At 63.9% G+C, this 21,843-nt stretch carries 18 protein-coding genes; 12 read left to right on the forward strand and 6 right to left on the reverse strand.

Annotated elements, in window-relative coordinates:
- Window positions 1-12: 12 nt before the first annotated feature.
- The 5 genes from AC0L27_RS23210 to AC0L27_RS23230 all read left to right on the forward strand — a co-directional run bounded on the left by AC0L27_RS23210 (window position 13) and on the right by AC0L27_RS23230 (window position 2,132).
- A complete protein-coding gene (locus AC0L27_RS23210) occupies window positions 13-462 on the forward strand; it encodes a DsrE family protein (RefSeq protein ID WP_354205096.1) in 450 nt (149 codons plus the stop codon).
- Window positions 463-677: 215 nt separating this feature from the next.
- Window positions 678-1,004: an ArsR/SmtB family transcription factor gene (locus tag AC0L27_RS23215; protein ID WP_007595691.1), complete on the forward strand. Its 327-nt coding sequence runs from the start codon at window positions 678-680 to the stop codon at window positions 1,002-1,004.
- Window positions 1,001-1,432 (forward strand): SRPBCC family protein, encoded by a 432-nt coding sequence (locus AC0L27_RS23220; RefSeq protein WP_354205094.1) that lies wholly within the window; start codon window positions 1,001-1,003, stop codon window positions 1,430-1,432. Before AC0L27_RS23215 ends, AC0L27_RS23220 begins: the two co-directional genes overlap by 4 nt.
- 56 nt (window positions 1,433-1,488) lie before the next feature.
- On the forward strand, window positions 1,489-1,695 hold the full coding sequence (locus AC0L27_RS23225; protein ID WP_473320517.1) for a hypothetical protein: 207 nt from the start codon (window positions 1,489-1,491) through the stop codon (window positions 1,693-1,695).
- Window positions 1,696-1,697: 2 nt separating this feature from the next.
- Window positions 1,698-2,132 carry a DUF1801 domain-containing protein gene (locus AC0L27_RS23230; RefSeq protein ID WP_354205090.1) on the forward strand — a complete coding sequence of 145 codons (435 nt, stop codon included), beginning with the start codon at window positions 1,698-1,700 and terminating at the stop codon, window positions 2,130-2,132.
- A 204-nt stretch (window positions 2,133-2,336) separates the two neighbouring features.
- Here AC0L27_RS23230 and AC0L27_RS23235 read toward each other — a convergent pair whose 3' ends face one another.
- The 4 genes from AC0L27_RS23235 to AC0L27_RS23250 all read right to left on the reverse strand — a co-directional run bounded on the left by AC0L27_RS23235 (window position 2,337) and on the right by AC0L27_RS23250 (window position 8,059).
- Entirely contained in the window at window positions 2,337-3,872 is a 1,536-nt protein-coding gene (locus tag AC0L27_RS23235) for a SpoVR family protein (protein WP_354205088.1), read from the reverse strand.
- The gene (locus tag AC0L27_RS23240) at window positions 3,869-5,146 is read right to left on the reverse strand and encodes a YeaH/YhbH family protein (protein WP_354205520.1); all 1,278 of its coding nucleotides are present in this window, start codon (window positions 5,144-5,146) and stop codon (window positions 3,869-3,871) included. Before AC0L27_RS23240 ends, AC0L27_RS23235 begins: the two co-directional genes overlap by 4 nt.
- 19 nt (window positions 5,147-5,165) lie before the next feature.
- A complete protein-coding gene (locus AC0L27_RS23245; RefSeq protein ID WP_007595704.1) occupies window positions 5,166-7,109 on the reverse strand; it encodes a PrkA family serine protein kinase in 1,944 nt (647 codons plus the stop codon).
- A 299-nt stretch (window positions 7,110-7,408) separates the two neighbouring features.
- Window positions 7,409-8,059: a hypothetical protein gene (locus AC0L27_RS23250; RefSeq protein WP_354205086.1), complete on the reverse strand. Its 651-nt coding sequence runs from the start codon at window positions 8,057-8,059 to the stop codon at window positions 7,409-7,411.
- Window positions 8,060-8,367: 308 nt separating this feature from the next.
- Here AC0L27_RS23250 and AC0L27_RS23255 point away from each other — a divergent pair, with 308 nt between their 5' ends.
- The 6 genes from AC0L27_RS23255 to AC0L27_RS23280 are packed head-to-tail and all read left to right on the forward strand — an operon-like array spanning window position 8,368 to window position 15,880.
- Window positions 8,368-11,217 (forward strand): bifunctional transaldolase/phosoglucose isomerase, encoded by a 2,850-nt coding sequence (locus AC0L27_RS23255; protein WP_354205084.1) that lies wholly within the window; start codon window positions 8,368-8,370, stop codon window positions 11,215-11,217.
- A 13-nt stretch (window positions 11,218-11,230) separates the two neighbouring features.
- A complete protein-coding gene (gene gnd / locus AC0L27_RS23260) occupies window positions 11,231-12,229 on the forward strand; it encodes a phosphogluconate dehydrogenase (NAD(+)-dependent, decarboxylating) (protein ID WP_354205082.1) in 999 nt (332 codons plus the stop codon).
- 40 nt (window positions 12,230-12,269) lie between these two features.
- Window positions 12,270-13,781, forward strand: coding sequence for a glucose-6-phosphate dehydrogenase (gene zwf / locus AC0L27_RS23265; RefSeq protein WP_354205080.1), 1,512 nt, complete (start codon window positions 12,270-12,272; stop codon window positions 13,779-13,781).
- Entirely contained in the window at window positions 13,778-14,527 is a 750-nt protein-coding gene (pgl, locus tag AC0L27_RS23270; protein WP_473320491.1) for a 6-phosphogluconolactonase, read from the forward strand. The genes zwf and pgl overlap by 4 nt, the downstream gene beginning before the upstream one ends.
- Window positions 14,514-15,044 (forward strand): gluconokinase, encoded by a 531-nt coding sequence (locus AC0L27_RS23275; RefSeq protein ID WP_106945853.1) that lies wholly within the window; start codon window positions 14,514-14,516, stop codon window positions 15,042-15,044. Before pgl ends, AC0L27_RS23275 begins: the two co-directional genes overlap by 14 nt.
- 23 nt (window positions 15,045-15,067) lie before the next feature.
- Complete coding sequence (locus AC0L27_RS23280; RefSeq protein WP_354256073.1) at window positions 15,068-15,880, forward strand: HAD family hydrolase; 813 nt, start codon at window positions 15,068-15,070, stop codon at window positions 15,878-15,880.
- A 4-nt stretch (window positions 15,881-15,884) separates the two neighbouring features.
- Here the strand turns inward: AC0L27_RS23280 and AC0L27_RS23285 are convergent, their stop codons facing one another.
- Together AC0L27_RS23285 and malQ are read right to left on the reverse strand one after the other, a co-directional pair.
- A complete protein-coding gene (locus tag AC0L27_RS23285; RefSeq protein WP_354205074.1) occupies window positions 15,885-17,684 on the reverse strand; it encodes a glycoside hydrolase family 15 protein in 1,800 nt (599 codons plus the stop codon).
- 43 nt (window positions 17,685-17,727) lie between these two features.
- Window positions 17,728-19,689: a 4-alpha-glucanotransferase gene (gene malQ / locus AC0L27_RS23290; RefSeq protein ID WP_473320493.1), complete on the reverse strand. Its 1,962-nt coding sequence runs from the start codon at window positions 19,687-19,689 to the stop codon at window positions 17,728-17,730.
- A gap of 204 nt (window positions 19,690-19,893) precedes the next feature.
- On the opposite strand from malQ, the gene AC0L27_RS23295 reads away from it, so the two are divergent.
- Window positions 19,894-21,840, forward strand: a complete 1,947-nt coding sequence (locus tag AC0L27_RS23295) for a maltotransferase domain-containing protein (protein WP_354205070.1) — start codon at window positions 19,894-19,896, stop codon at window positions 21,838-21,840.
- Window positions 21,841-21,843 lie beyond the last annotated feature (3 nt).

Raw genomic sequence — 21,843 nt, forward strand, 5'->3', positions numbered from 1 at the left:
AGGGAGATCATCATGAACCGGCGGAACATGTTGTGGAGCGCCGTCTCGGGTCTGGGCGCGGCGCTTGGCGCCTCCAGCGCGAAGGCCGCGACCGAAGCCGGCACGGGCAATAAGCTGAAGGTGGTCTATCATTTGAGCGATGCCGAAAAAGTCAATTTCGTGCTCGGCAACATCCAGAACCATATCGACGGCGTCGGCGGTCCGGACCATGTGACGATTGCGCTGGTGATCCACGGGCCGGCGCTGAAGGCGTTTCACTCGGCGCAAGCCAACCCTGACATCAGCAAGCGCGTCGGCGATTTCTCCAAGGATGGGGTCGAGCTTGCCGCCTGCGGCAACACGATGAAGGCGCAGAACGTCACGCTCACGGATCTCCTGCCGGGCTTCGTCAGCGCGGAGAAAGGCGGCGTGGTTCGTTTGGCCGAGCTCCAGTCGCAGGGCTATCTCTATCTGCGGCCGTAGGGGCGCGGGAGGCGCCGCTACGTTGTCCGTCATTGCGAGCGGAGCGAAGCAATCCAGTCCCTCCGCGGAAGCAGACTGGATTGCTTCGTCGCAAGGGCTCCTCGCAATGACGGCGGAGCGGGTTGCGCGAGCGAGTGCCACTGCCTCGCAACGCGCTTGACTTACCCATAACTCCACGGTTATGAATGTATCCATAACTCACAGGTTATGAATGTATGCCCGCTGCCGCTCACGACCTTCTGTTCAGGACGCTCGCCGACCCGACCCGTCGGGCGATCTTCGAGCGATTGTGCCGCGAGGGCGAACAGACGGTTGGGGCCCTGACGGCACTGTCGGGCGTGTCCCAGCCGGCGGTCTCAAAGCATCTCGGCGCGCTGAAGCAGGCTGGCCTCGTGCGCGACCGGCATCAAGGACGGCAGACGCATTACAGCGCCCAGCCCGGCGCGCTCAATCCGCTGATCGACTGGACCAGCCAGATGGCAGGGTTCTGGCAGAACCGGCTCGACGCGCTCGACGATCTCCTGAAGAGGATGGACCAATGAACGAATCCACGGCCGAAACCCGATCTGTCGTCGTCGAGCGCGAATTTGCCTTTCCGGCAGAGCGGATCTGGCGCGCGCTGACGCAGCCGCATCTGATCGAGGAATGGCTGATGAAGAACGACTTCAAGCCGAACGTGGGCCACCGCTTCAACCTTCGCGGCGAGTGGGGCGGCGTGCTGGACTGCGAGGTCCTCACCATCGAGCCGCAGAAGACGCTCGCTTACACCTGGAATTTCTCGCATGACGACGCGGCGTTCGATCTCAAGAGCGTCGTGACCTTCACGCTGACGCCGACGGGCGCAGGCACTCACTTACGTGTCGAGCAAGCGGGCTTCAGCCCGACGCAGAAGCAGGCTTTTGGCGGCGCGCATGCCGGCTGGAAGCAGTTTTTCGCCAAGCTGGACGAACTGCTGGCAAGGGCAGACTAGCTCGGCCACCGGCCTTCATTCGATCATCTCAAGAGGAGGTTTCATTGACCGGAAACATGTGGGTTCGGCAGATCCATCGCTGGCTGTCGATCGCTTTCACGCTGGCCGTCATCGCCAACATCGTCGCCATGACCATGCAGCTCCAGGCCATCTGGATCGGCTTTCTCGCGCTCGTCCCGTTGATCCCGTTGCTCGCGACCGGGCTCTATATGTTCGCGCAGCCCTATCTCGGCCGACGCGACGGCACGCGACAGGAGGCGTGATCGTGACAAAGGCCGCGACCGCGACAAAGAAGGACGCGAATGGATCGTCGCCCTCCAAGCTGATCGACGGCAGGATCAAGGAGCTCGGCGACTGGCGCGGCGACATGCTCGGGCGAATCCGTGCCCTGATCAAGGAGGCCGATCCTGATGTTGTCGAGGAATGGAAATGGCGCGGCGTGCCGGTGTGGGAGCACGACGGCATCATCTGCACCGGCGAGACCTACAAGGCCGTGGTGAAGATGACGTTTGCCAAGGGCGCCGCGCTGGAGGATCCCGCCGGCCTTTTCAACTCGAGCCTCGACGGCAACGTGCGCCGCGCGATCGATATTCGCGAAGGCGAGAAGATCAACGAAAAGGCGTTGAAGGCGCTGATCCGCGCGGCCGTGGGGCTGAATGCGTCCAAAGCCAAGAAGAAGCCAGCGAAACGTTCCGGATAGAACAGCCGTTGTAGAGCCAGAACGCTTTCCTTCTTCCCTTGTGGGAGAAGGTGGCGCGAAGCGTCGGATGAGGGGTCTCTATCGGCACAGGAAACGTGGAGAGATACCCCTCACCGCAGTGAGCTTGTGTCTCCCGGCGTCGCCGCCCTCTCCCACAAGGGGCGAGGGCACATCAACGCGCATTGTTCCGCATTGTCAGCAGCGTCAGGCCGCCGCGGTGATCGGGCGGGGGCTCACGACATATTCGCGCAGCACCTTGTCGTTGGCGTCGACCTCGATCAGCGCAACGTCGTAGGTCCAGAGATCGGCCAGATGCTGGAGCACGCGCTTGGCGTCGGTCTCGTTGAGCTGCGCGCCCTTGATGACATGGTGATGCAGGATCAGCCGCCGGTCGCCGGAGAGATCGACGTCGACCACCTCGATATTGGCGTCGATGTAGCCGACATCGTGCTGCCGTGCCAGCTCGCGCCGGACGCGGCGGAAGCCGCGCTCGTCGTGAATGGCGTCGACCCGGATGCCGGCGCGTTCCTCGGGATCGTCATGCAAGTGGAACATGCGGAGGTGCCGCATCAGCTTCGGACTCAGGAACTGGGCGATGAAACTCTCGTCGCGGTAGTTGGCCCAGACGTCGCGTAGCACGCCCATTACGTCGTTCTTGCCGGCGATGTCCGGGAACCACTCGCGGTCCTCGTCTTCCGGCCGGGTGACGATGCGCTCGATGTCCTGCATCATGGCGAAGCCGAGCGCATAGGGGTTGAAGCCGGAGAAGCGCTGGTCGTCGAATTCGGGCTGGAACACGACGTTGGTATGCGACTGCAGGAATTCGAGGAAATTGCCGTCGCTGATGCGGCCCTGCTGATGCAGCTTGGTCATGATGCGATAGTGGACGTAGGTCGCCGTCCCCTCGTTCATCACCTTGGTCTGGCTCTGCGGATAGAAATATTGCGCGATGTGTCGGACGACGCGCAACAGCTCGCGCTGCCAGGGCGCCAGCCGCGGCGCACTCTTCTCGAGGAAATACAGCAGGTTTTCCTGCGGCAGGCCGAGCAGCTTGCGGCGGCGCTCGATGCTGAGCGCGGACCGGGTCTTGCTCTTTCCCGCCGGCACGGTGCGCCAGAGGTCGTTGAAGACCTCCTCCTCATGCTGGCGGCGGCGCCCTGCCCGCTTCTCTTCGGCGCGGAGATCGAGCTTCTTCTTGCCGGGATAGCGGTCGATCCCGTGCGACATCAGCGCGTGCGCGGCATCGAGGGTGCGCTCGACCTCGACGCGGCCGTAGCGATCCTCGCATTGCATGACGTAGTTCTTGGCGAAATCCAGATAGTCCAGGATGCCGTCGGCGTCGGTCCATTGCTTGAACAGATAGTTGTTCTTGAAGAAATGATTGTGGCCGAAGGCGGCGTGCGCGATCACCAGGGTCTGCATCGTCGCCGTGTTCTCCTCCATCAGGTAGGAGATGCAGGGCGAGGAGTTGATCACGATCTCATAGGCGAGCCCCATGAGGCCCTTGCGGTATGAGGCCTCGTGATATGCAAAGTGCTTTCCGAACGACCAGTGTTTGTAGAACAGCGGCATGCCGACGGACGAATAGGCGTCCAGCATCTGCTCGGCGGTGATCACCTCGATCTGGTTCGGATAGACGTTGAGCCCAAGATCTTTCGTCGCCACCTCCTCGCAGGCATCCGTGATGCGCTGCAAGGTGTGGAAATCCCAATCGGCGCCTTCGAACAAGCGTTCCGTCATGGAGCGGCTTTCTCCTGGGCAGTGTCGCGGCGCTGGAACAGATCGTGGAACACCGGAAAAATCTCGCTGCGCTCGCTGACCTTGCGCATCGAGAGCGGCGCGCCGCTGTTGCGCAGGCGCTCGTAGAGGGTCCAGAGCGAGGAATCGGACAGATCGAAGGCGCTGCCGCCGGACTCGCCGACCTCGAGGTAGGCGAAGAATTGGCAGACCGGCAGGATCTTGTCGGTGAGCAGCATGCCCGCGAGTTCGCCGTCGGAATAGGAATTGTCGCCATCGGAGGCTTGCGCGGCGTAGATATTCCAGTCCGACGGGCTGAAGCGTTCGCGCACGATCTCGTGCATGGCCTGCAGCGCGCTTGAGACCAGCGTGCCGCCGGAAGCCGGGCCGTAGAAGAAAGTCTGCTCGTCCACCTCCTCGGCGCGATCGGTGTGGCGGATGAAGACGATGTCGACATGCTTGTAGCGGCGCTTCAGGAATACGTAGAGCAGCATGTAGAAGCGCTTGGCGAGATCCTTCATGTGCTCGGACATCGAGCCCGACACGTCCATCAGGCAGAACATCACGGCCTGGGCAACGGGCTTGGGCACCGTCTCGAAGCGGCGATAGCGGATGTCGAGCGGATCGATGAAGGGAATGCGCTTGGACCTCGCCTTCAGTTTTTCGAGCTGGGCCAGCAGCACCAGGCGCTCGTCCTCATCCGCGCATGCGGCGATGGCGGCTTCCAGCTCCTCGATCTCCTCCTTGCTGGGACGCTTGAGCGCGATACGGCGCGCCATTGCGCGCCGAACCGTCCGGCTCACCGAGATGTTGGAGGGCGAGCCCGACGTGGTGTAGCCGGCGCGCTGGATGCCCTCGCTCTCGGTCTGCGCGATCTTGCGCTTGGCGAGATCGGGAAGTTCGAGATCATCGAGGAAGAGATCGACGAATTCGTCGCGGCTGAGCACGAAGCGGAAGGCGTCCTCGCTGTCGCCTTCGCCGGGACCGGAATCCTTGGCGCTGCCCTGGCCGGAGCGCTGGAGATAGTCGCCCTCGATGAACTTCTTGTTCCCGGGCAACACCATGTCGCGCGTTCCGCCGTCGCGGCGGAAACGCGGCTCGTGCATGCCGTCGAGCGGAATGGTGACCTCGCCACCCTCCAGGACGTCCTTGATGTCGCGTTCCTGCGAGGTCTTCTTGACGGCGCCCTGCACCAGGGATTTGGCCCGACGCAAGAACCGCTGCCGGTTCTCGAGACTCTTGCCGCCTGGATTCAGGCGCCTGTCAATAATGTGAATCGGCACTTTTCCATCCGCCTCAACCGGCCTGCTTCACGCGCATGTACCATTCGACGAGCCGGCGAACCTGACGCTCGGTGTAGCCGCGCTCCACCATGCGTGCGACGAACTCGCCGTGCTTCTTCTCCGTCTCGCCGTCCTTCTTCGACCCGAAGGAGATGACCGGAAGCAGGTCCTCGACCTGGGAGAATATCCGCTTTTCGATCACATCGCGAATCTTCTCGTAGGAGATCCAGGTCGGATTCTTGCCACCGTTCTGGGCGCGCGACCGTAACGAGAATTTGACCACCTCGTTGCGGAAATCCTTCGGGTTGGCGATGCCCGCCGGCTTCTCGATCTTGGTCAGCTCCTGGTTCAAGAGTTCGCGGTCAAGCAGCTGGCCGGTGTCGGCATCCTTGAAATCCTGGTCCTCGATCCAGGCATCGGCGTAGTCGACATAGCGGTCGAACAGGTTCTGGCCGTAATCCGAGTAGGATTCGAGATAAGCCTTCTGGATCTCGTTCCCGATGAACTCGGCATAACGCGGTGCAAGGTCGGCCTTGATGAATTCGAGGTAGCGCTTCTCGACTTCCTCGGGCAGCTGCTCGCGCTTGATCGATTGCTCCAGCGCGTACATCAGATGCACGGCGTCGGCGGCGACTTCCTGCGGATCGTGGTTGAAGGTCGCAGCCAGGATCTTGAAGGCAAAGCGGGTGGAGACACCGTCCATGCCCTCGTCGACGCCGGCGGCATCGCGATATTCCTGGACGCTGCGCGCCTTCGGATCGGTCTCCTTCAGGCTCTCGCCGTCGTAGACCCTCATCTTGGCGTAGGTCGTGGAATTTTCGTGCTTGCGCAGGCGCGACATCACCGAGAACCGCGCCAGCGTCTCCAGCGTCGCGGGCGCGCAAGGCGCGGCCGCGAGCTCGGAGCCCTGGATCAGCTTCTCGTAGATCTTCTGCTCTTCCGTGATCCGCAGGCAATAAGGCACCTTGATCACGCAGATGCGGTCGATGAAGGCCTCGTTGTTCTTGTTGGCCTTGAAGCTCGACCACTCGGCCTCGTTGGAGTGCGCGAGGATGACGCCGGTGAACGGGATAGCGCCGATATTCTCGGTGCCGATGTAGTTGCCTTCCTGCGTCGCGGTGAGCAGCGGATGCAGCATCTTGATCGGCGCCTTGAACATCTCGACGAACTCGAGCACGCCCTGGTTGGCGCGATTGAGGCCGCCGGAATAGCTGTAGGCGTCGGGATCGTTCTGCGCGTAGGTTTCGAGCTTGCGGATGTCGACCTTGCCGACCAGCGAGGAGATGTCCTGGTTGTTCTCGTCACCCGGCTCGGTCTTGGCGATCCCGATCTGGCGCAACCGCGACGGCTGGATCTTTGCGACCCGAAACTGGGAAATGTCGCCGCCGAAGGCTTCCAGCCGCTTGTAGCACCACGGGCTCATCAGGCCGGTGAGACGGCGGCGCGGAATGCCGTATTTCTCTTCCAGCATCGGGCCGAGCTGATCCGGATCGAACAGGCTGAGCGGGCTTTCGAACACGGGCGAGAGCTCGTCGCCGGCCTTGAGCACGTAGATTGGATGCACTTCCATCAGCGACTTGAGCCGCTCGGCGAGCGAGGACTTGCCGCCGCCGACCGGACCGAGCAGATACAGGATCTGCTTGCGCTCTTCGAGGCCCTGCGCCGCGTGACGGAAGAAACCGACGATGCGCTCGATGGTTTCTTCCATGCCGTAGAAGCCGGCGAAGGCCGGATAGGTGCGGATCGTGCGGTTCAAAAAAATACGGCCAAGGCGTGGGTCCTTGGCCGTGTCAATCGTCTGGGGCTCACCGATCGCTGCTAGCAGTCGTTCGGCCGCGTTCGCGTATTTCATGGGATCGCTTCGACACGATTCCAGATATTCCGCCATCGACATGTCGTGTTGGCTTCTCGCCTCGAACGACTTAGCGAAAGCGTTGAATAGAGAATCGTTATACATGATCCCTCTCCGCGTGAGTTCCGCTACACAATTGAACGAAAGCAGCGACCGGACCGTTCCTTAGCGCCACTCTCGAATCAGCGTGAGCACATGACGATCATTCGACACCCGGGCGCCTTCTCGGCGCAACGCACAACGTAGGCACAGGGTGAGTTACGAACAGGCACCTGCCTGATATTTGAGCGAATCTTTGTCTATATTGGCTCATTTCCAGAAAATGTCACTCGCTCGCAACATCCGGGCATTACCGGGGATGCGTTCATCCGGCGCTGCATCATAGCCGTCTGCGAACGGCGATCTTATGACGCTTGTACGGCGAAGCCTTGGGTGCCGCGTTCATCTTCCTGCTGCAATGCGGTGCGTGGACCGCTGGCGGCGTGACAGTCGCGGCAAGCGCGCAGCAGTGTATCAAAATCGGTCGCCAGGCCCTCCGACCGGATGACGATGCGGTCGTCCCTCACGCAGCGGGCCAAGCCGCGGATGCTGCTGAGCTGCCGCTGCAGAGCCGGCGTCGGGGTCAGCACGATCACCTTGCGCCCGCGGCGTTCTTCAGCCGAAATCTCCGCGATCGAGTCCCACAGCAGAAATTCATTGCCGATGCGGAGATCGCGAATGCCGTAGGGGGTGACGATCACCACCGATCCCCGTTCGGCGGGGAGCACCCAGATCAGCCCACCGGTCATCAGGGCGAACACCACCACGCCGGCATAGCCGAGCATCGTGTCGTAATGGCCAAAAGCATTCCACCAGCCCAAGGCGAGCGTTGCGCTGAGCAGCGTCATGGCGAAGCCCGTTACGACCAGCAGCCGCAGTCGGGTCGTACATGGACCGATTTCGAGATCGTGGGACGCATCGACGCATCCGGTCGACGTGACCGATCGGGGTCTGTCCGTGACAGCGAGCGCCGGACGGTCATGATGTGCTTGCATGCCTTCCCCCAGCATGGCCATTCGCGACCGAGCCACAATGCATCAGGCGGACCGGAATCCGCTGATGAGTACTCCGCGCAGCCGCTAGCGGCGAGGCGAGGCTGCTGACGTTACACAACGAGGCCCGGCCGATTCCTCACGGCCGACAACCCTTTACGCAACTTGCGCTACCTCTACGCCGATCGCCATGATCGCGACGGAGTTACACTGGAGGATATGACGCCCATACCCTTGATTGGTTCCCTCAAGGAAGCATGTAAGCTAGAGGATAGCGCGTCAGGACCGGCGCGGAAACCCCTCGCCCGCAGGCTTGGAGATAAATTAGCATCATGAATCCCGTCAAAGAACTGGAAAAGCACGGACAAGCCGTCTGGCTGGACTTCCTGGCCCGTGGCTTCATCGCCAAGGGCGACCTGAAGCGGCTGATCGACACCGATGGCGTCAAGGGCGTCACCTCCAACCCCTCGATCTTCGAGAAAGCGATCGGCAGCTCGGACGAGTACGACGCGCCGATCGGCAAGGCCTTGAAGCGCGGCGACCGGTCGGTCGCCGACCTGTTCGAGGCCGTCGCGGTCGAGGACATCCAGAACGCCGCCGACGTGCTGCGCCCGGTCTACGACCGCCTCAAGGGCGGCGACGGCTATGTCAGCCTGGAAGTCTCGCCCTATCTGGCGATGGACACCAGCGGCACGGTCACCGAGGCGCGGCGGCTCTGGAAGGACGTCAATCGCAAGAACCTGATGGTGAAGGTGCCGGCAACGCCGGAGGGCCTGCCGGCGATCGAGACCCTGATCGGCGACGGCATCAGCATCAACATCACGCTGTTGTTCTCCAGGGACGTCTATCTGCAGGTCGCCGAGGCCTATCTCGCCGGTCTGGAGAAATACGTCGCAGGTGGCGGCGACCCCTCGCACGTGGCGAGCGTGGCGAGCTTTTTCGTCAGCCGCATCGACTCGGTGGTCGACAAGCAGCTCGACGACAAGATCGCCCGCGCCAACGACCCGAGTGAGAAGGAACGGCTCGCCGCGCTGAAGGGCAAGGTGGCGATCGCCAATGCGAAGGTCGCCTACCAGGATTACAAGCGCCTGTTCTCGGGTCCCCGCTGGGACAAGCTCGCGGCCAAAGGCGCCAAGCCGCAGCGCATGCTGTGGGCCTCGACCGGCACCAAGAACAAGGACTACAGCGACGTTCTCTATGTCGAGGAATTGATCGGTCCCGACACCATCAACACCGTGCCGCCGGCGACGCTCGATGCGTTCCGCGACCACGGCACCCCGCGCGACAGCCTGGAAGAGAATGTCGACGACGCCAGGCGCGTGCTGGAAGAGCTGGAGCGTTCCGGCGTCTCGCTCGATGCCATCACCGAGGAGCTCGTCAAGGACGGCGTCAAGCAGTTTGCCGACGCCGCCGACAAGCTCTATGGCGCGGTCGCCCACAAGCGCGTCACCGTGCTCGGGCCCGCGATCGACCGCCAGCTGCTCTCGCTCGGCGACGGTCTCGGCAAGGCCGTGGCCAAGAGCACCGAGGAATGGCGTGCGTCGGCAAAGATCCGCCGGCTGTGGCAACGCGACAAATCGGTCTGGACCGGCACCGACGAGGACAAATGGCTCGGCTGGCTCGACAGCGCCGCCAAGGCCGACGTCGCCGACTATGAGGATTATGCCAGCCGCGTGAAAGGCCAGAAATTTTCCGACGCCGTCGTGCTCGGCATGGGCGGGTCAAGCCTCGGGCCGGAGGTGCTGGCCGAGACCTTCGGCAAGAAGCCCGGGTTCCCGAAGCTGCACGTGCTGGATTCCACCGATCCGGCGCAGGTGGGGGCGATGGAGGCCAGGATCGACATCGCCAACACCGTGTTCATCGTCTCCAGCAAATCCGGCGGCACCACCGAACCGAATGCGATGAAGGATTATTTCCACGAGCGCGTCGCGCAGGCCGTCGGGCCGAAGGTCAAGACCGGCCATCGCTTCATTGCGGTCACCGATCCCGGATCGTCGCTGGAGAAGGCGGCGAAGACGCTGAACTATGCGCGCATCTTCCACGGCGAGCCCTCCATCGGCGGACGCTACTCAGTGCTCTCGCCGTTCGGCCTTGTGCCGGCGGCAACCGCGGGCATCGATATCAAGACCTTCGTCAAGCATGCGCTTGCGATGGCCCGCTCCTGCGGACCGGACGTGCCGCCAGCCGAGAACCCCGGCGTGCAGCTCGGCCTTGCCATGGGCCATGCAGCCCTCGAAGGCCGCGACAAGGTGACGATCCTGTCGTCGAAGAAGATCGCCGATTTCGGCGCCTGGGCCGAGCAGCTCATCGCGGAATCGACCGGCAAGGACGGCAAGGGCCTGATCCCGATCGACGGCGAGCCGCTGGGCGAGCCCGCGGTCTACGGCAATGACCGGCTCTTCATCGACATCCGTATCGAGGGCGAAGCGGACGCCGCCCATGACTCACAGCTTGCTGCGATCGAAGCGGCCGGCCATCCCGTCGTGCGCATCGTGATGAAGTCGATCGACCATCTCGGCCAGGAGTTCTTCCGCTTCGAAATGGCAACGGCGGTGGCGGGCAGCATCCTCGGCATCAACCCGTTCGACCAGCCGGACGTGGAAGCGGCCAAGATCAAGACCCGGGAGCTCACGGCGTCGTTCGAGAAGACCGGCTCGCTACCGGCCGAACGGCCGGTGGTCAGCACCACCGAGGCTGATCTCTACACCGACGAGACCAATGCCGCGGCCCTACGCGCCGCCGGCGCCAACGGCGACCTCACCTCATGGCTGAAAGCGCATCTGTCGCGCTCCAACCATGGCGATTACGTCGCCCTGCTCGGCTACATCGCCCGCGACAAGGCGACGATCGACGCACTCCAGGCCATGCGGCTCGAAGTCCGCGAGAAGCGACATGTCGCAACCTGCGCCGAGTTCGGACCGCGCTTCCTGCACTCGACAGGACAGGCCTACAAGGGCGGCCCCGACAGCGGCGTGTTCCTCCAGATCACCGCCGACGATGCCAAGGACTTGCCGGTGCCGGGTCAGAAGGCCAGCTTCGGCGTCATCAAGGCCGCGCAGGCGCGCGGCGACTTCGACGTGCTCACCGAGCGCGGCCGGCGCGCGCTGCGGGTCCACCTGAAGGGTGGGCTCAAGAAGGGTCTCGCGGCGCTCAATGCGGCGCTCAACGACGCACTGAATTAAGGGAATTCCTCAAATGCAACTCGGCATGATCGGCCTCGGCCGGATGGGCGGCAACATCGTTCGCCGGCTGATGCGCCAGGGACATTCGACCGTGGTCTACGACAAGGACGCCAAGGCCGTCGCGGGCCTTGCCGCAGACGGCGCTGTCGGGTCGGCGACGCTCGAAGAGTTCATTGCGAAACTGGAGCGGCCGCGCACGGCCTGGGTGATGCTGCCGGCCGGCCACATCACCGAGACCACGATCAACACGATCGCGGGCGCGATGCAGGACGGCGACGTCATCATCGACGGCGGCAACACGTTCTGGCAGGACGACGTGCGCCGCGGCAAGGCGCTGAAGGAGCGCGGCATCCACTATGTCGACGTCGGCACCTCCGGTGGAGTCTGGGGCCTCGACCGCGGCTATTGCATGATGATCGGCGGCGAGAAACAGGTGGTCGATCGGCTCGATCCGATCTTCGCCGCGCTCGCGCCCGGCGCCGGCGACATTCCACGCACCGAGGGACGCGAGGGGCGCGATCCCCGCATCGAGCAGGGCTACATCCATGCCGGCCCCGTCGGCGCCGGGCATTTCGTCAAGATGATCCACAACGGCATCGAATATGGCCTGATGCAGGCCTATGCCGAAGGTTTTGATATCCTCAAGAACGCCAACATCGAGGCCTTGCCGGCGGATCATCGTTACGATTTCGATCTCGCCGATATCGCCGAAGTGTGGCGGCGCGGCAGCGTGATCCCGTCCTGGCTGCTCGATCTCACCTCGACCGCACTCGCCGACAGCCCGGCACTGACGGAGTATTCCGGCTTCGTCGAGGATTCCGGCGAAGGACGCTGGACCGTGAACGCCGCAATCGACGAGGCCGTGCCGGCCGAAGTCCTGACCGCGGCGCTGTTCGCACGTTTCCGTTCCCGCAAGGAACACACCTTCGCCGAGAAAATTCTCTCAGCGATGCGAGCCGGCTTCGGCGGCCACAAGGAGCCGAAACAGCCGGCTGCTTCGAAGCCCAAATAGCGAGCCGAAGTAAAACGTAACAAGCGAAGGCCAATAGTTCGTGACAAAAGACCCGCAGCCAAAGCGCAAGCCGGAAAATTGCGCCTTCGTCATCTTTGGCGTGACCGGAGATCTCACCCATCGGCTGGTGATGCCCTCGCTCTACAATCTGGCGGCCGAGAAAATGCTGCCGGAGAAATTCTGCGTCGTCGGCGTGGCCCGCAAGGGCCAGTCGGATGACGAATTGCGCGACAGCCTGATGAAAGGCCTGCGCGAGTTCGCGACCCGCCCCGTAGACGACGTCGTCGCCCGGCAGCTCCTGCAATGCGTCACCTTCGTCGAGGCCGACGCCAAGGACCCGCCGTCGTTCGACCGCCTGCGCGCGCATCTCGATCAGCTGGAATGTTCGGAAGGTACCGGCGGCAACCGGCTGTTCTACCTCGCGACCCCGCCGGCTGCGTTCGCGCCGACCGCGCGTGAGCTCGGCCGCACCGGCATGATGAAGGAGAACGGCGCGTGGCGGCGGCTGGTGATCGAAAAGCCGTTCGGCACCGACCTCGCCTCCGCGCAAGCGCTGAACGGCGAACTGCTGAAGATCATGGACGAGCACCAGATCTACCGGATCGATCACTATCTCGGCAAGGAGACGGTGCAGAACATCCTGGTGCTGCGCTTCGCCAACGGCATGTTCGAGCCGATCTGGAATCGCAACCATATCGACCACATCCAGATCACGGTGGAGGAGAAGCTCGGCGTCGGCCATCGCGGCGGCTTTTACGACGCCACCGGAGCGCTGCGCGACATGGTGCCGAACCATCTGTTCCAGCTAATGTCGCTGGTCGCGATGGAGCCGCCGGCGCGTTTCGACGCCCATTCCGTGCGCTCCGAGAAGGCCGAAATTCTGACCTCGATTCAGCGTCCGAGCGAAGAGGAGGCGCTGAAGAGCTCGGTGCGCGCACAATATCTCTCGGGGCGCATCGGCGACGACGAGATCCCGGACTATCGCAAGACCGAGGACGTCAAGCCCGGCAGCACCACCGAGACCTATGTCGCGCTGAAGCTGATGATCGACAATTGGCGCTGGGCCGGCGTACCGTTCTATTTGCGTACCGGCAAGGCACTCGGCCACAAGCGCACCGAGGTCGCGATCAAGTTCAAGCAGGCGCCGCTGTCGATGTTCTCAGGCACGGCTGTCGATCGCCTCTCGCAGAACTTCCTCACCATCGGCATCGCACCGACCGAGACCATCGAGCTCCAGTTCAACGCCAAGGTCCCGGGGCCGAGCGTCACCATCGACGGCGTCGAGATGAAGTTCCGCTACGGCGACTATTTCCGGGCCGATCCCTCGACCGGCTATGAGACGCTGATCTACGACTGCATGATCGGCGACAACATCCTGTTCCAGCGCGCCGACGGCATCGAAGCCGGATGGCAGGCGGTGCAGCCATTCCTGGACGCCTGGAAGAAGGCGGGCAGCAACGGCATCGAGACCTATCAAGCCGGCAGCGACGGCCCCGCCTGCGCCGATGAATTGCTCCGCCGCGACGGCCGAAGCTGGCGTAAGTTTTCGTGACGGCGGCCGAACAGCCGAAGCTGATCGTCGAGGCCGACGCCGAGGCTCTCGCGCGGGCCGCGGCCGAACGGGTGATGGCGCGAATCGCGGCCAATTCCGGGCGGATCGCGATCTGCCTGACCGGCGGCTCCAGCCCAAAGAGGCTCTATCAGCTGCTCGGCAGCGACGCCTGGCGCGAAAAGATCCCGTGGGAGCGCGTGCACTGGTTCATCGGTGATGAGCGCTTCGTGCCCGAAAGCGATCCCCTCAACAACATGGCGGTGGCGCGCGCGACCTTCCTCGATCGCAACGCGCCCTCCGGCCATGTTCACCCGATCCCGACCGCGGCCAACGACCCTGATCAGAGCGCCGAGGCCTATGCGCGCGAGCTGCAGTCTTTCTACGGCACTGCACGCCTGGATCCGGCACGGCCGCTGTTCGACATGGTTTTGATGGGCGCGGGCCCGGACGGCCACACGGCTTCGCTCTTCCCAGGCTACCCCGCGATCGGGGAGACGGAACGCTGGGTGGTCGGCGTGCCCAAGACCAATGTTGCCCCCTTCGTGCCGCGGGTCTCGCTCACCCTGCCCGCGCTGGCGTCCTGCCGCGAAATGCTGTTCGAGATAGCGGGGCACGACAAGCAGCCGATCTTGACGCGCCTGCTCAATGGCGAGACTCTGCCGGCTGTACGCGCGCGCTCGAATGGCGAGACCGTCTGGCTGGTCGACCAAGCCGCGCTTCCGGAGGGAATTCGTGGCGGGCGTTGAAGCACCTTGTGCATTGATCGTGATGGGCGTGTCGGGCTCGGGCAAGAGTACGGTTGCAAAAGCGCTCGGCGAGCGCCTCGGCTGGCGCTTCGAGGACGGCGACAGCTTTCATCCCGCCAGCAATGTCGAGAAGATGCGGGCCGGCCATCCCCTCACCGACGAGGACCGCTGGCCCTGGCTCAATGCCATTGCCGACGAGATCGCGCGGGTCTGCGACAAGGGCGAGCACGTGATCATCGCCTGCTCGGCGCTGAAGCATACTTATCGGGACGTGCTCCTGCGCGGACGCGACGACGTCCGCTTCGTGTTCCTGAGGGGCACGAAGGAGCTGATCGCCGCCCGCCTCGCGCAACGCAAGGGGCACTTCATGCCGCCCGGCCTGCTGACGAGCCAGTTCAACACGCTGGAGCCGCCGGAGGCTGGCGAGCACGTGATCACCGTCTCGATCGACGAATCCGTGGAAGCGATCGTGGACGGCGCGGTGCGGCAGTTGAAACTGGGCGGCGCGAAACGCTGAGGCCAAACACCCAAGGGACCGCCATGACAAAAATCTCACTCGTCGTCTCGGACGTCGACGGTACGCTGCTGACCAAGGACAAGACGCTGACCGACCGCGCGAGGTCCGCGGTGCAGCGTTTGCACCAGGCCGGCATCGGCTTCACGATTACGTCGAGCCGCCCCGCGATCGGCATGCGCTTCCTGATCGAGCCGCTGGCGCTCTGGCTGCCGGTCGGCCCGTTCAACGGCTCCTCGATCGTCGACCCCGAGATGAATCCGGTCGAACAGCATCTCATCCCGGCCGGCGCGGCCGAGCGAAGCTTGCAAATTCTCCGGGACTTCGGCGCCGACATCTGGCTGTTCACCACGGACCAATGGCTGATCGACAAGCCTGATGGCCAATACGTCGCTCACGAGCAGCACACGATCCGCTCCGATCCCACCATCGTGACGGACTTCTCGCCCTACCTTGCGAGCGCCTGCAAGATCGTCGGCGCCAGCGCCGATGCAGCTGGCCTCGAAGCTTGCGAGAAGGCGATGCAGCAGGCGCTCGGCAGCGAGGCGACCGCCGTGCGTTCGCAAACCTATTATCTCGACATCACCCCGCCCGGCTTCGACAAGGGCACATTCGTGCAAGCCATGGCCAAGCGCCTCGGCATTTCAACGGACGCAGTCGCCACCATCGGCGACATGCAGAACGACCTCGCAATGTTCCGCGTCAGCGGCACCTCGATCGCGATGGGCAATGCGGCCGACAACGTCAAGGACCAGGCGACCCACGTCACCGCGTCCAACGAGCAGGACGGTTTTGCCGAGGCGATGGAGATGATCTTGAAGCGGAACGGAGTCGCCTAGGTCACTACTTCGACCGCTGCATTGCAGGCTTCTGGCTGCCCTGCCTTGCCGCCGACAGATTATGCGCGGTGTTGACCAGCGCGATATGGGTCAGCGCCTGCGGGAAATTTCCGGTCTGACGCCTGGCGCCTGAATCATATTCCTCGGCCAGCAGCCCGACATCGTTCGCGATACCGACCATGCGGTCGAACAGGATCTGCGCCTTGTCGAGATCGCCCGACAGCACATGGGCATCGGCCAGCCACAGGCTGCAGGCGAGGAAGGCGCCCTCGATCGGCTGCTTCTCCTCGGACATTTCGCGCGGATCGTGCCGCAGCACGAAGCCGTCAGGCATCATGTGCTTTTCCATCGCCGCGATGGTGCCGCGAATGCGCGGATCCGACGCTTCCAGGAAGCCGACGGACGGCAGCAGCAGCACGCTGGCATCGAGCAGCTTCGAGCCGTAGGACTCCACGAAGGCATTCTCCTCCGCGTCGAAGCCCTGGTTGCAGACGTCGCGATGAATGGCGTCGCGCAAGGTGCGCCAGTGCAGCAGCGGCGCCTTGAAGCCGAAGGTCTCGGCGCTCTTGATGCCGCGGTCGAAGGCGACCCAGGCCATCACCTTGGAGAAGACATAGTGCTTCGGCTGTCCGCGCCGCTCCCAGATGCCATGATCGGGCTGGTCCCAGACTTCGGCGAGATGCTTGAGCACGGCGCATTCCAGCGCCCAGCTCTCGTCGTCGAGCTTGAGCTTGGCCATCCGCGACTGGTGGAAGGCGTCGATCAGTTCGCCGTAGACGTCGAGCTGGAGCTGCGCATGCGCGGCATTGCCGACGCGCACCGGCTGCGCGCCCTCGTAGCCGTCGAGCCAGGTCGCCTCCCATTCCAGCAGCCGCCGCTGGCCCCAGATGCCGTACATGATCTGCATGTTCGACGGCGAGCCTGCCGCCGCGCGCAACAGCCAATTGTGCCAGGCCGAGGCTTCCTCGGTGTAACCCGAGTTCATCAGCGCCAGCAGCGTGAAGGTGGCATCGCGCAGCCAGCAGAAGCGGTAGTCCCAATTCCTGGCGCCGCCGAGCTTCTCCGGCAACGAGGTGGTCGGCGCCGCGACGATGCCGCCGGTCGGACCGAAGGTCAGCGCCTTGAGTGTGATCAGCGAGCGCACGATCAGGTCGCGATAGTCGCCATCGCGATTACAGTGGCTGCACCAGTCCTGCCAGAATTTTTCCGTCTCCTGGAGCGCGAGCTCCGGGTCGATCGGCGGGGGCGGCTCGAGATGCGAGGGGCCGTAGGTCAGCACGAACGGTACGGTCTCGCCGGCCTTGACCTCGAAATCGGAAACCGTGGTCAGATCCTCACCGCGGGTCTTCGCCGGCGTCCGCAGCACGGTCATGTCCTGGCCGGCGACCGCCAGCAGGGAATGGTCGATCCGCCGCACCCACGGGATGTCGACGCCGAAGCCGAAGCGGATGACGAGCTCCATCCGCATCTTCACCGTGCCGCTGACGCCGCGGACCAGCCGCACGATGTCGGAGGCCTTGCCGCGCGGCGGCATGAAGTCGATCAGCGCAACCGTGCCGCTGTCAGTCTCAAAGCGCGTTTCGAGGATGAGGGTGTCGCCGAGATAGCGGCGGGACGTCGCGGTCAGGTCCTCGCCCGGCGCGATCAGCCAGCGGCCGTTCTTGTGCGTGCCGAGGAGCGCGGCAAAGCAGGCGTCGGAATCGAAGGCCGGCCAGCACAGCCAGTCGATCGAGCCGTTGCGGCCGACCAGCGCCGCGGTCTCGCAGTCGCCGATCAGCGCATAGTCCTCGATTTTCTGAGACAATGTCGTGCGAGCCTCGAAAACGGCGTCCTGGACGACCCGGCGATCAACGCCCGCCGGGCAACGAGCGTTCGCGTGTGGCGGCCTTCAAGGCCGCGAGATCGACCTTCGAGGCGATCTTGTCGAGCGTCACTGGCAGGCGCTGGCGCCAGTTCGGATGCTCGTCGATCGTGCCGGGAATGTTCGGCTGGTCGATCACGCCGAGCAGATCCTCCAGCGACACCGCAAGCAGCCGCGAGGGCGTGCGCGACAGGAAGGCGAGCACCGAATAGACATCATTGGCACGGATGCCGTTGGCACGCAGGATCTCGTCGAGCAGGCCGAGCGCATCCCAGCGGGCCTGATCGTTCTCGCCGGGATCGAGCCCGAGCGAGCGCTTCATCTTGAGATCGCTGAAGGAGCGCCAGCCGGCATAGGTCGACAAATCATGGGTGTTCAGCGTCACCAGCGCGTTGGGCCGGTAGTGATCGACGGGCCGGAAGTGACCGGCATCGTCGCGCTCGAACATCATGACAAGGTAGGACCAGATGCCGAAATCCTGCATGGTCTCGCGAAATCCTTCCGGCACCGTGCCGAGGTCCTCGCCGATCACGATGCACTTATGGGCCGCGCTCTCGCGCGCCACGGTCGCCAGCAGCGCCTCGAACGGCATCTGCACATAGGCGCCGTTGTCGGGCTTGAAGCCGCGCGGCACCAGATAAAGCCGCTTCAGGCCCAGCACGTGATCGAGACGGATCGCCCCGGAATGGCGCATCGAAGCCGCGAGCATATCGGCGAACGGCACGAAGGATTGCGCCTCCAGGCCGCCGGCATTGAAGCCGGCGAGGCCCCAATCCTGGCCGACGGTGTTGAGCACGTCCGGCGGCGCGCCGACGGCGAGATGACGGGAGATCGCCCCCTGCTCGTTCCAGGCATCGAAGCCGTTCGACTGCACGCCGACGGCAACGTCGAGATAAAGCCCGACCCGCATGCCGAGCTGGCCGGCCAGCTCCTTGGCCGCATGCAACTGGCTATCGGCCGTCCATTGCACGAATTCGACGAACTCGGCCTCGTGCTTGTCGGGCCCGCTGCGCAGCTCGGCGCATTTCGCCTCGTCCGGCTGCTGCCATTCCATCGGCCATTCCCACCACGGCGCCGCGAAGCGATGACGGAGCACCTCGAAGCAGGCAAAACGGGACAACAGCGGGGCGCGAGCCGCGCGGAAGGCGTCGAACTGGTTGCGGCGGACGCCGCTCGCGGTTTTCACGAAGCTGTCGAAGGCGGCACGCAAGGCCAACCATTTCAAGGCCGCCATGTCCGGATACGGCACACGATCGCCTTTACGGAGCCGCGCGGCGGTCGCGGCCGCGTCGGGGACGAGGTCGGGAGAAAATTCCGGGATCGCCTCGACGTCGATATAGAGCGGATTGAGAAACAGCCGGCTGTTCGGCGAATAGGGGCTGCAGTCCGCCGGATGGTCGTCGAACAACACATGTAGGGGATTGAGCCCGACGCCGTCGGCCCCCAACTGCTTGGCGAGCCGGACGAGACCTGCGAGGTCGGTGAAATCGCCGATGCCCCAATTGCGGTCCGAGCGGACGCTGTAGAGCTGCACGGCAAGCAGCCAGCCGCGGTCGAAATCGCCGCCAAAGGCCCGCTCCGGCGCCACGATCATCGGCACTTCTTCGGTCACGCCTTCGGCATCGGTCAGCGTCAGGCGGTGATAGCCGAGCGGCAGGCCGGCGGGCCAGGCAATCACGGGCTCGCGCGTCTCGCCTTGCGCGATCAAATTGCCGTTGCCGCTGATCTTCCATTTGAGCGGCGGCGTACCGATCGTCACCAATTCGGTGCGCGGATGTCCCAAGGCGCGCACCACCACGGGCCCGCCGACGAAGCGGTAAACCCGCTTCTCCGGCAGGGCGTCGAGGATGGATTTGAGGGCCACGGGATCGGTGACCCGCAGCTTTCCGAGGGCATCGACGAATTCGGATTGAACGCCCTTGATCCGGGCTTGAGCTAAAAGATCCATTCGGCACGCAGCTTGCAGGCCATTTTTTGGCCGGGGGCATCGATTTTAACGAGGTCGCGGAAGAGGTTAGTCAGGGTTAACTCGCGAGCCGCGCCTGCCGTTCCCAACGGAACCAATGACACACAAGCGGCTTTCTATAGTGGTATCAAGCGTAGGTTCCCGGCAAGGGAAACGGGCTCCTGCTTTCTTGTCAATGGCATCACCGTGAACAAGACAATTCAAACTGTCGAGAGTGCCGCAGCGGGCAGCACTTTCCTCATCGAAGACGTCTATCCCCTGATCGACGGCGGGCGCTTCCCGGTGAAGCGGATTGCGCGCGAACCGGTCGAGGTCTGGGCCGACATCTACCGCGACGGCGACGCCGTGATCGGCGCAGCGCTGATCTGGCGACAGGAGCAGGACCGCGAATGGCAGAGCGAGCCGATGATCCCTCACGGCAATGACCGCTGGTCCGGCGCGTTCACACCCGTCGAGCCCGGCAAATATGTCTATGCGATCGAAGCCTGGACCGACGAGTTCGCGACGTGGTCGCACGGGGTCGCGCGCAAGCAGCGCTCCGGCGCCGACGTCACGCTCGATGCGATCGAGGGCGCCGGCCTTCTGACCAAGGCGCATGGCGCGCAGCAGGACGCCGCCGCTCTCATCGTCAGGCAATGCGAGGACTATCTTCAAACCGGCGACGTTGCCCCCCTGCTGGCAACCGAGCTCGGCGAAGCCATGGCCGAGAGCCAGTCGCGGCCTGATCTCTCGCGCTCGGCGCTATTCCCGCTGTTCGTCGACCGCGACAAGGCGCGCTTCGGCGCCTGGTATCAGATGATGCCGCGCAGCCAGAGCGTGGTGCCGGGACAGCATGGCACGCTCCGCGACTGCATCGCGCGCGTGCCCGACATCGCCGCGATGGGCTTTGACGTGCTCTACTTCACGCCGATCCACCCCATTGGCCGCACCCGGCGCAAGGGCCGCAACAACATGCCGGTGGCGGGCGACGGCGATCCCGGCTCGCCTTATGCGATCGGCGCCATCGAGGGCGGGCACGATGCGCTGCACCCCGAACTCGGCACGATCGAGGATTTTCGCGCGCTGGTCGCGACCTGCCTGGAATACGGCCTCGAGCTCGCGCTCGACTTCGCCGTGCAATGCTCGCCGGACCACCCGTGGCTGACGCAACATCCGGAATGGTTCAAATGGCGCCCGGATCGCTCGGTGCGGACGGCTGACGGGCCCTATTCGGATATCGTCATCCCCGATTTCACGTCCGTCGACCGGGCTGGACTGTGGAACGCGTTTCGCGACGCCATGCTGTTCTGGATCGACCACGGCGTCACCATCTTCGCCATCGACAATCACGACACCGCGCCGCTCGCCTTCTGGGAGTGGCTGATCCGTGACATCCGCCGCCGGCATCCCGAGGTGATCCTGTTCTCCAAGACGTTCGCGCGCCCGAAGTTGATGAAGGGGCTCGCCAAGCTCGGTTTTGCACAATCCTTCAGCTATTTCCCCTGGCGCACGGCAAAGTGGGAGGTGGAGCAATATCTCGGCGAGCTGACGCGCTATCCCGAACGTGACTTCTATCGGCCGAACCTGTTCGTGAACACGCCCGATCTTTTGCCCTATCATCTCCAGGGCGGCGAGACATGGGCGTTCAAATCCCGCCTCGCGCTGGCGGCGACCTTGTCCGGCAGTTACGGCGTCTACAGCGGATTCGAGTTGCTGGAGCACGACGCGGTCCCCGGCCGCGAGGAATATCTCGACTCGGAGAAATACCAGATCAAGCAGCGCGACTGGAACAAGCCCGGCAACATCAAGGCCTACATCACGGAGCTCAATCGCATCCGCAATGAGAATGCTGCGCTTCAGCAGACGGCGAACCTGCGCTTCCTCGGCATCGAAGACGGCGAGACGATCGCCTTCGTCAAGGAAGCGACCGACCCAGCCAACATCGTCGTGGCCGTGGTTGCGCTCTCGCGCGACGTTCGCGAATTCTGGTTGCCGCTCGGCGACGTCACGGTTGACGCCGGCGGGAAGCGACACCATGTGTCGGCACTCGAAAACCTCCTCACCGGCGAACAGGCCCGCATCGAATGGGGCGGGATCAGGTTGCGTATCGATCCCGAGCGCGATCCGGCGCTGCTGTTCCGCTGCCTGGCGTAAGGG

The sequence above is a fragment of the Bradyrhizobium sp. Ken51 genome (assembly GCF_055807435.1).

Bases quoted from the DNA above. Each gene is read 5' to 3' on its own strand.
- AC0L27_RS23210 (WP_354205096.1), top strand. From the start codon at position 13: ATGAACCGGCGGAACATGTTGTGGAGCGCCGTCTCGGGTCTGGGCGCG.
- AC0L27_RS23215 (WP_007595691.1), top strand. From the start codon at position 678: ATGCCCGCTGCCGCTCACGACCTTCTGTTCAGGACGCTCGCCGACCCG.
- AC0L27_RS23220 (WP_354205094.1), top strand. From the start codon at position 1,001: ATGAACGAATCCACGGCCGAAACCCGATCTGTCGTCGTCGAGCGCGAA.
- AC0L27_RS23225 (WP_473320517.1), top strand. From the start codon at position 1,489: ATGTGGGTTCGGCAGATCCATCGCTGGCTGTCGATCGCTTTCACGCTG.
- AC0L27_RS23235 (WP_354205088.1), bottom strand. From the start codon at position 3,872: ATGACGGAACGCTTGTTCGAAGGCGCCGATTGGGATTTCCACACCTTG.
- AC0L27_RS23245 (WP_007595704.1), bottom strand. From the start codon at position 7,109: ATGTATAACGATTCTCTATTCAACGCTTTCGCTAAGTCGTTCGAGGCG.
- AC0L27_RS23250 (WP_354205086.1), bottom strand. From the start codon at position 8,059: ATGGCCATGCTGGGGGAAGGCATGCAAGCACATCATGACCGTCCGGCG.
- AC0L27_RS23255 (WP_354205084.1), top strand. From the start codon at position 8,368: ATGAATCCCGTCAAAGAACTGGAAAAGCACGGACAAGCCGTCTGGCTG.
- gnd (WP_354205082.1), top strand. From the start codon at position 11,231: ATGCAACTCGGCATGATCGGCCTCGGCCGGATGGGCGGCAACATCGTT.
- AC0L27_RS23280 (WP_354256073.1), top strand. From the start codon at position 15,068: ATGACAAAAATCTCACTCGTCGTCTCGGACGTCGACGGTACGCTGCTG.
- malQ (WP_473320493.1), bottom strand. From the start codon at position 19,689: ATGGATCTTTTAGCTCAAGCCCGGATCAAGGGCGTTCAATCCGAATTC.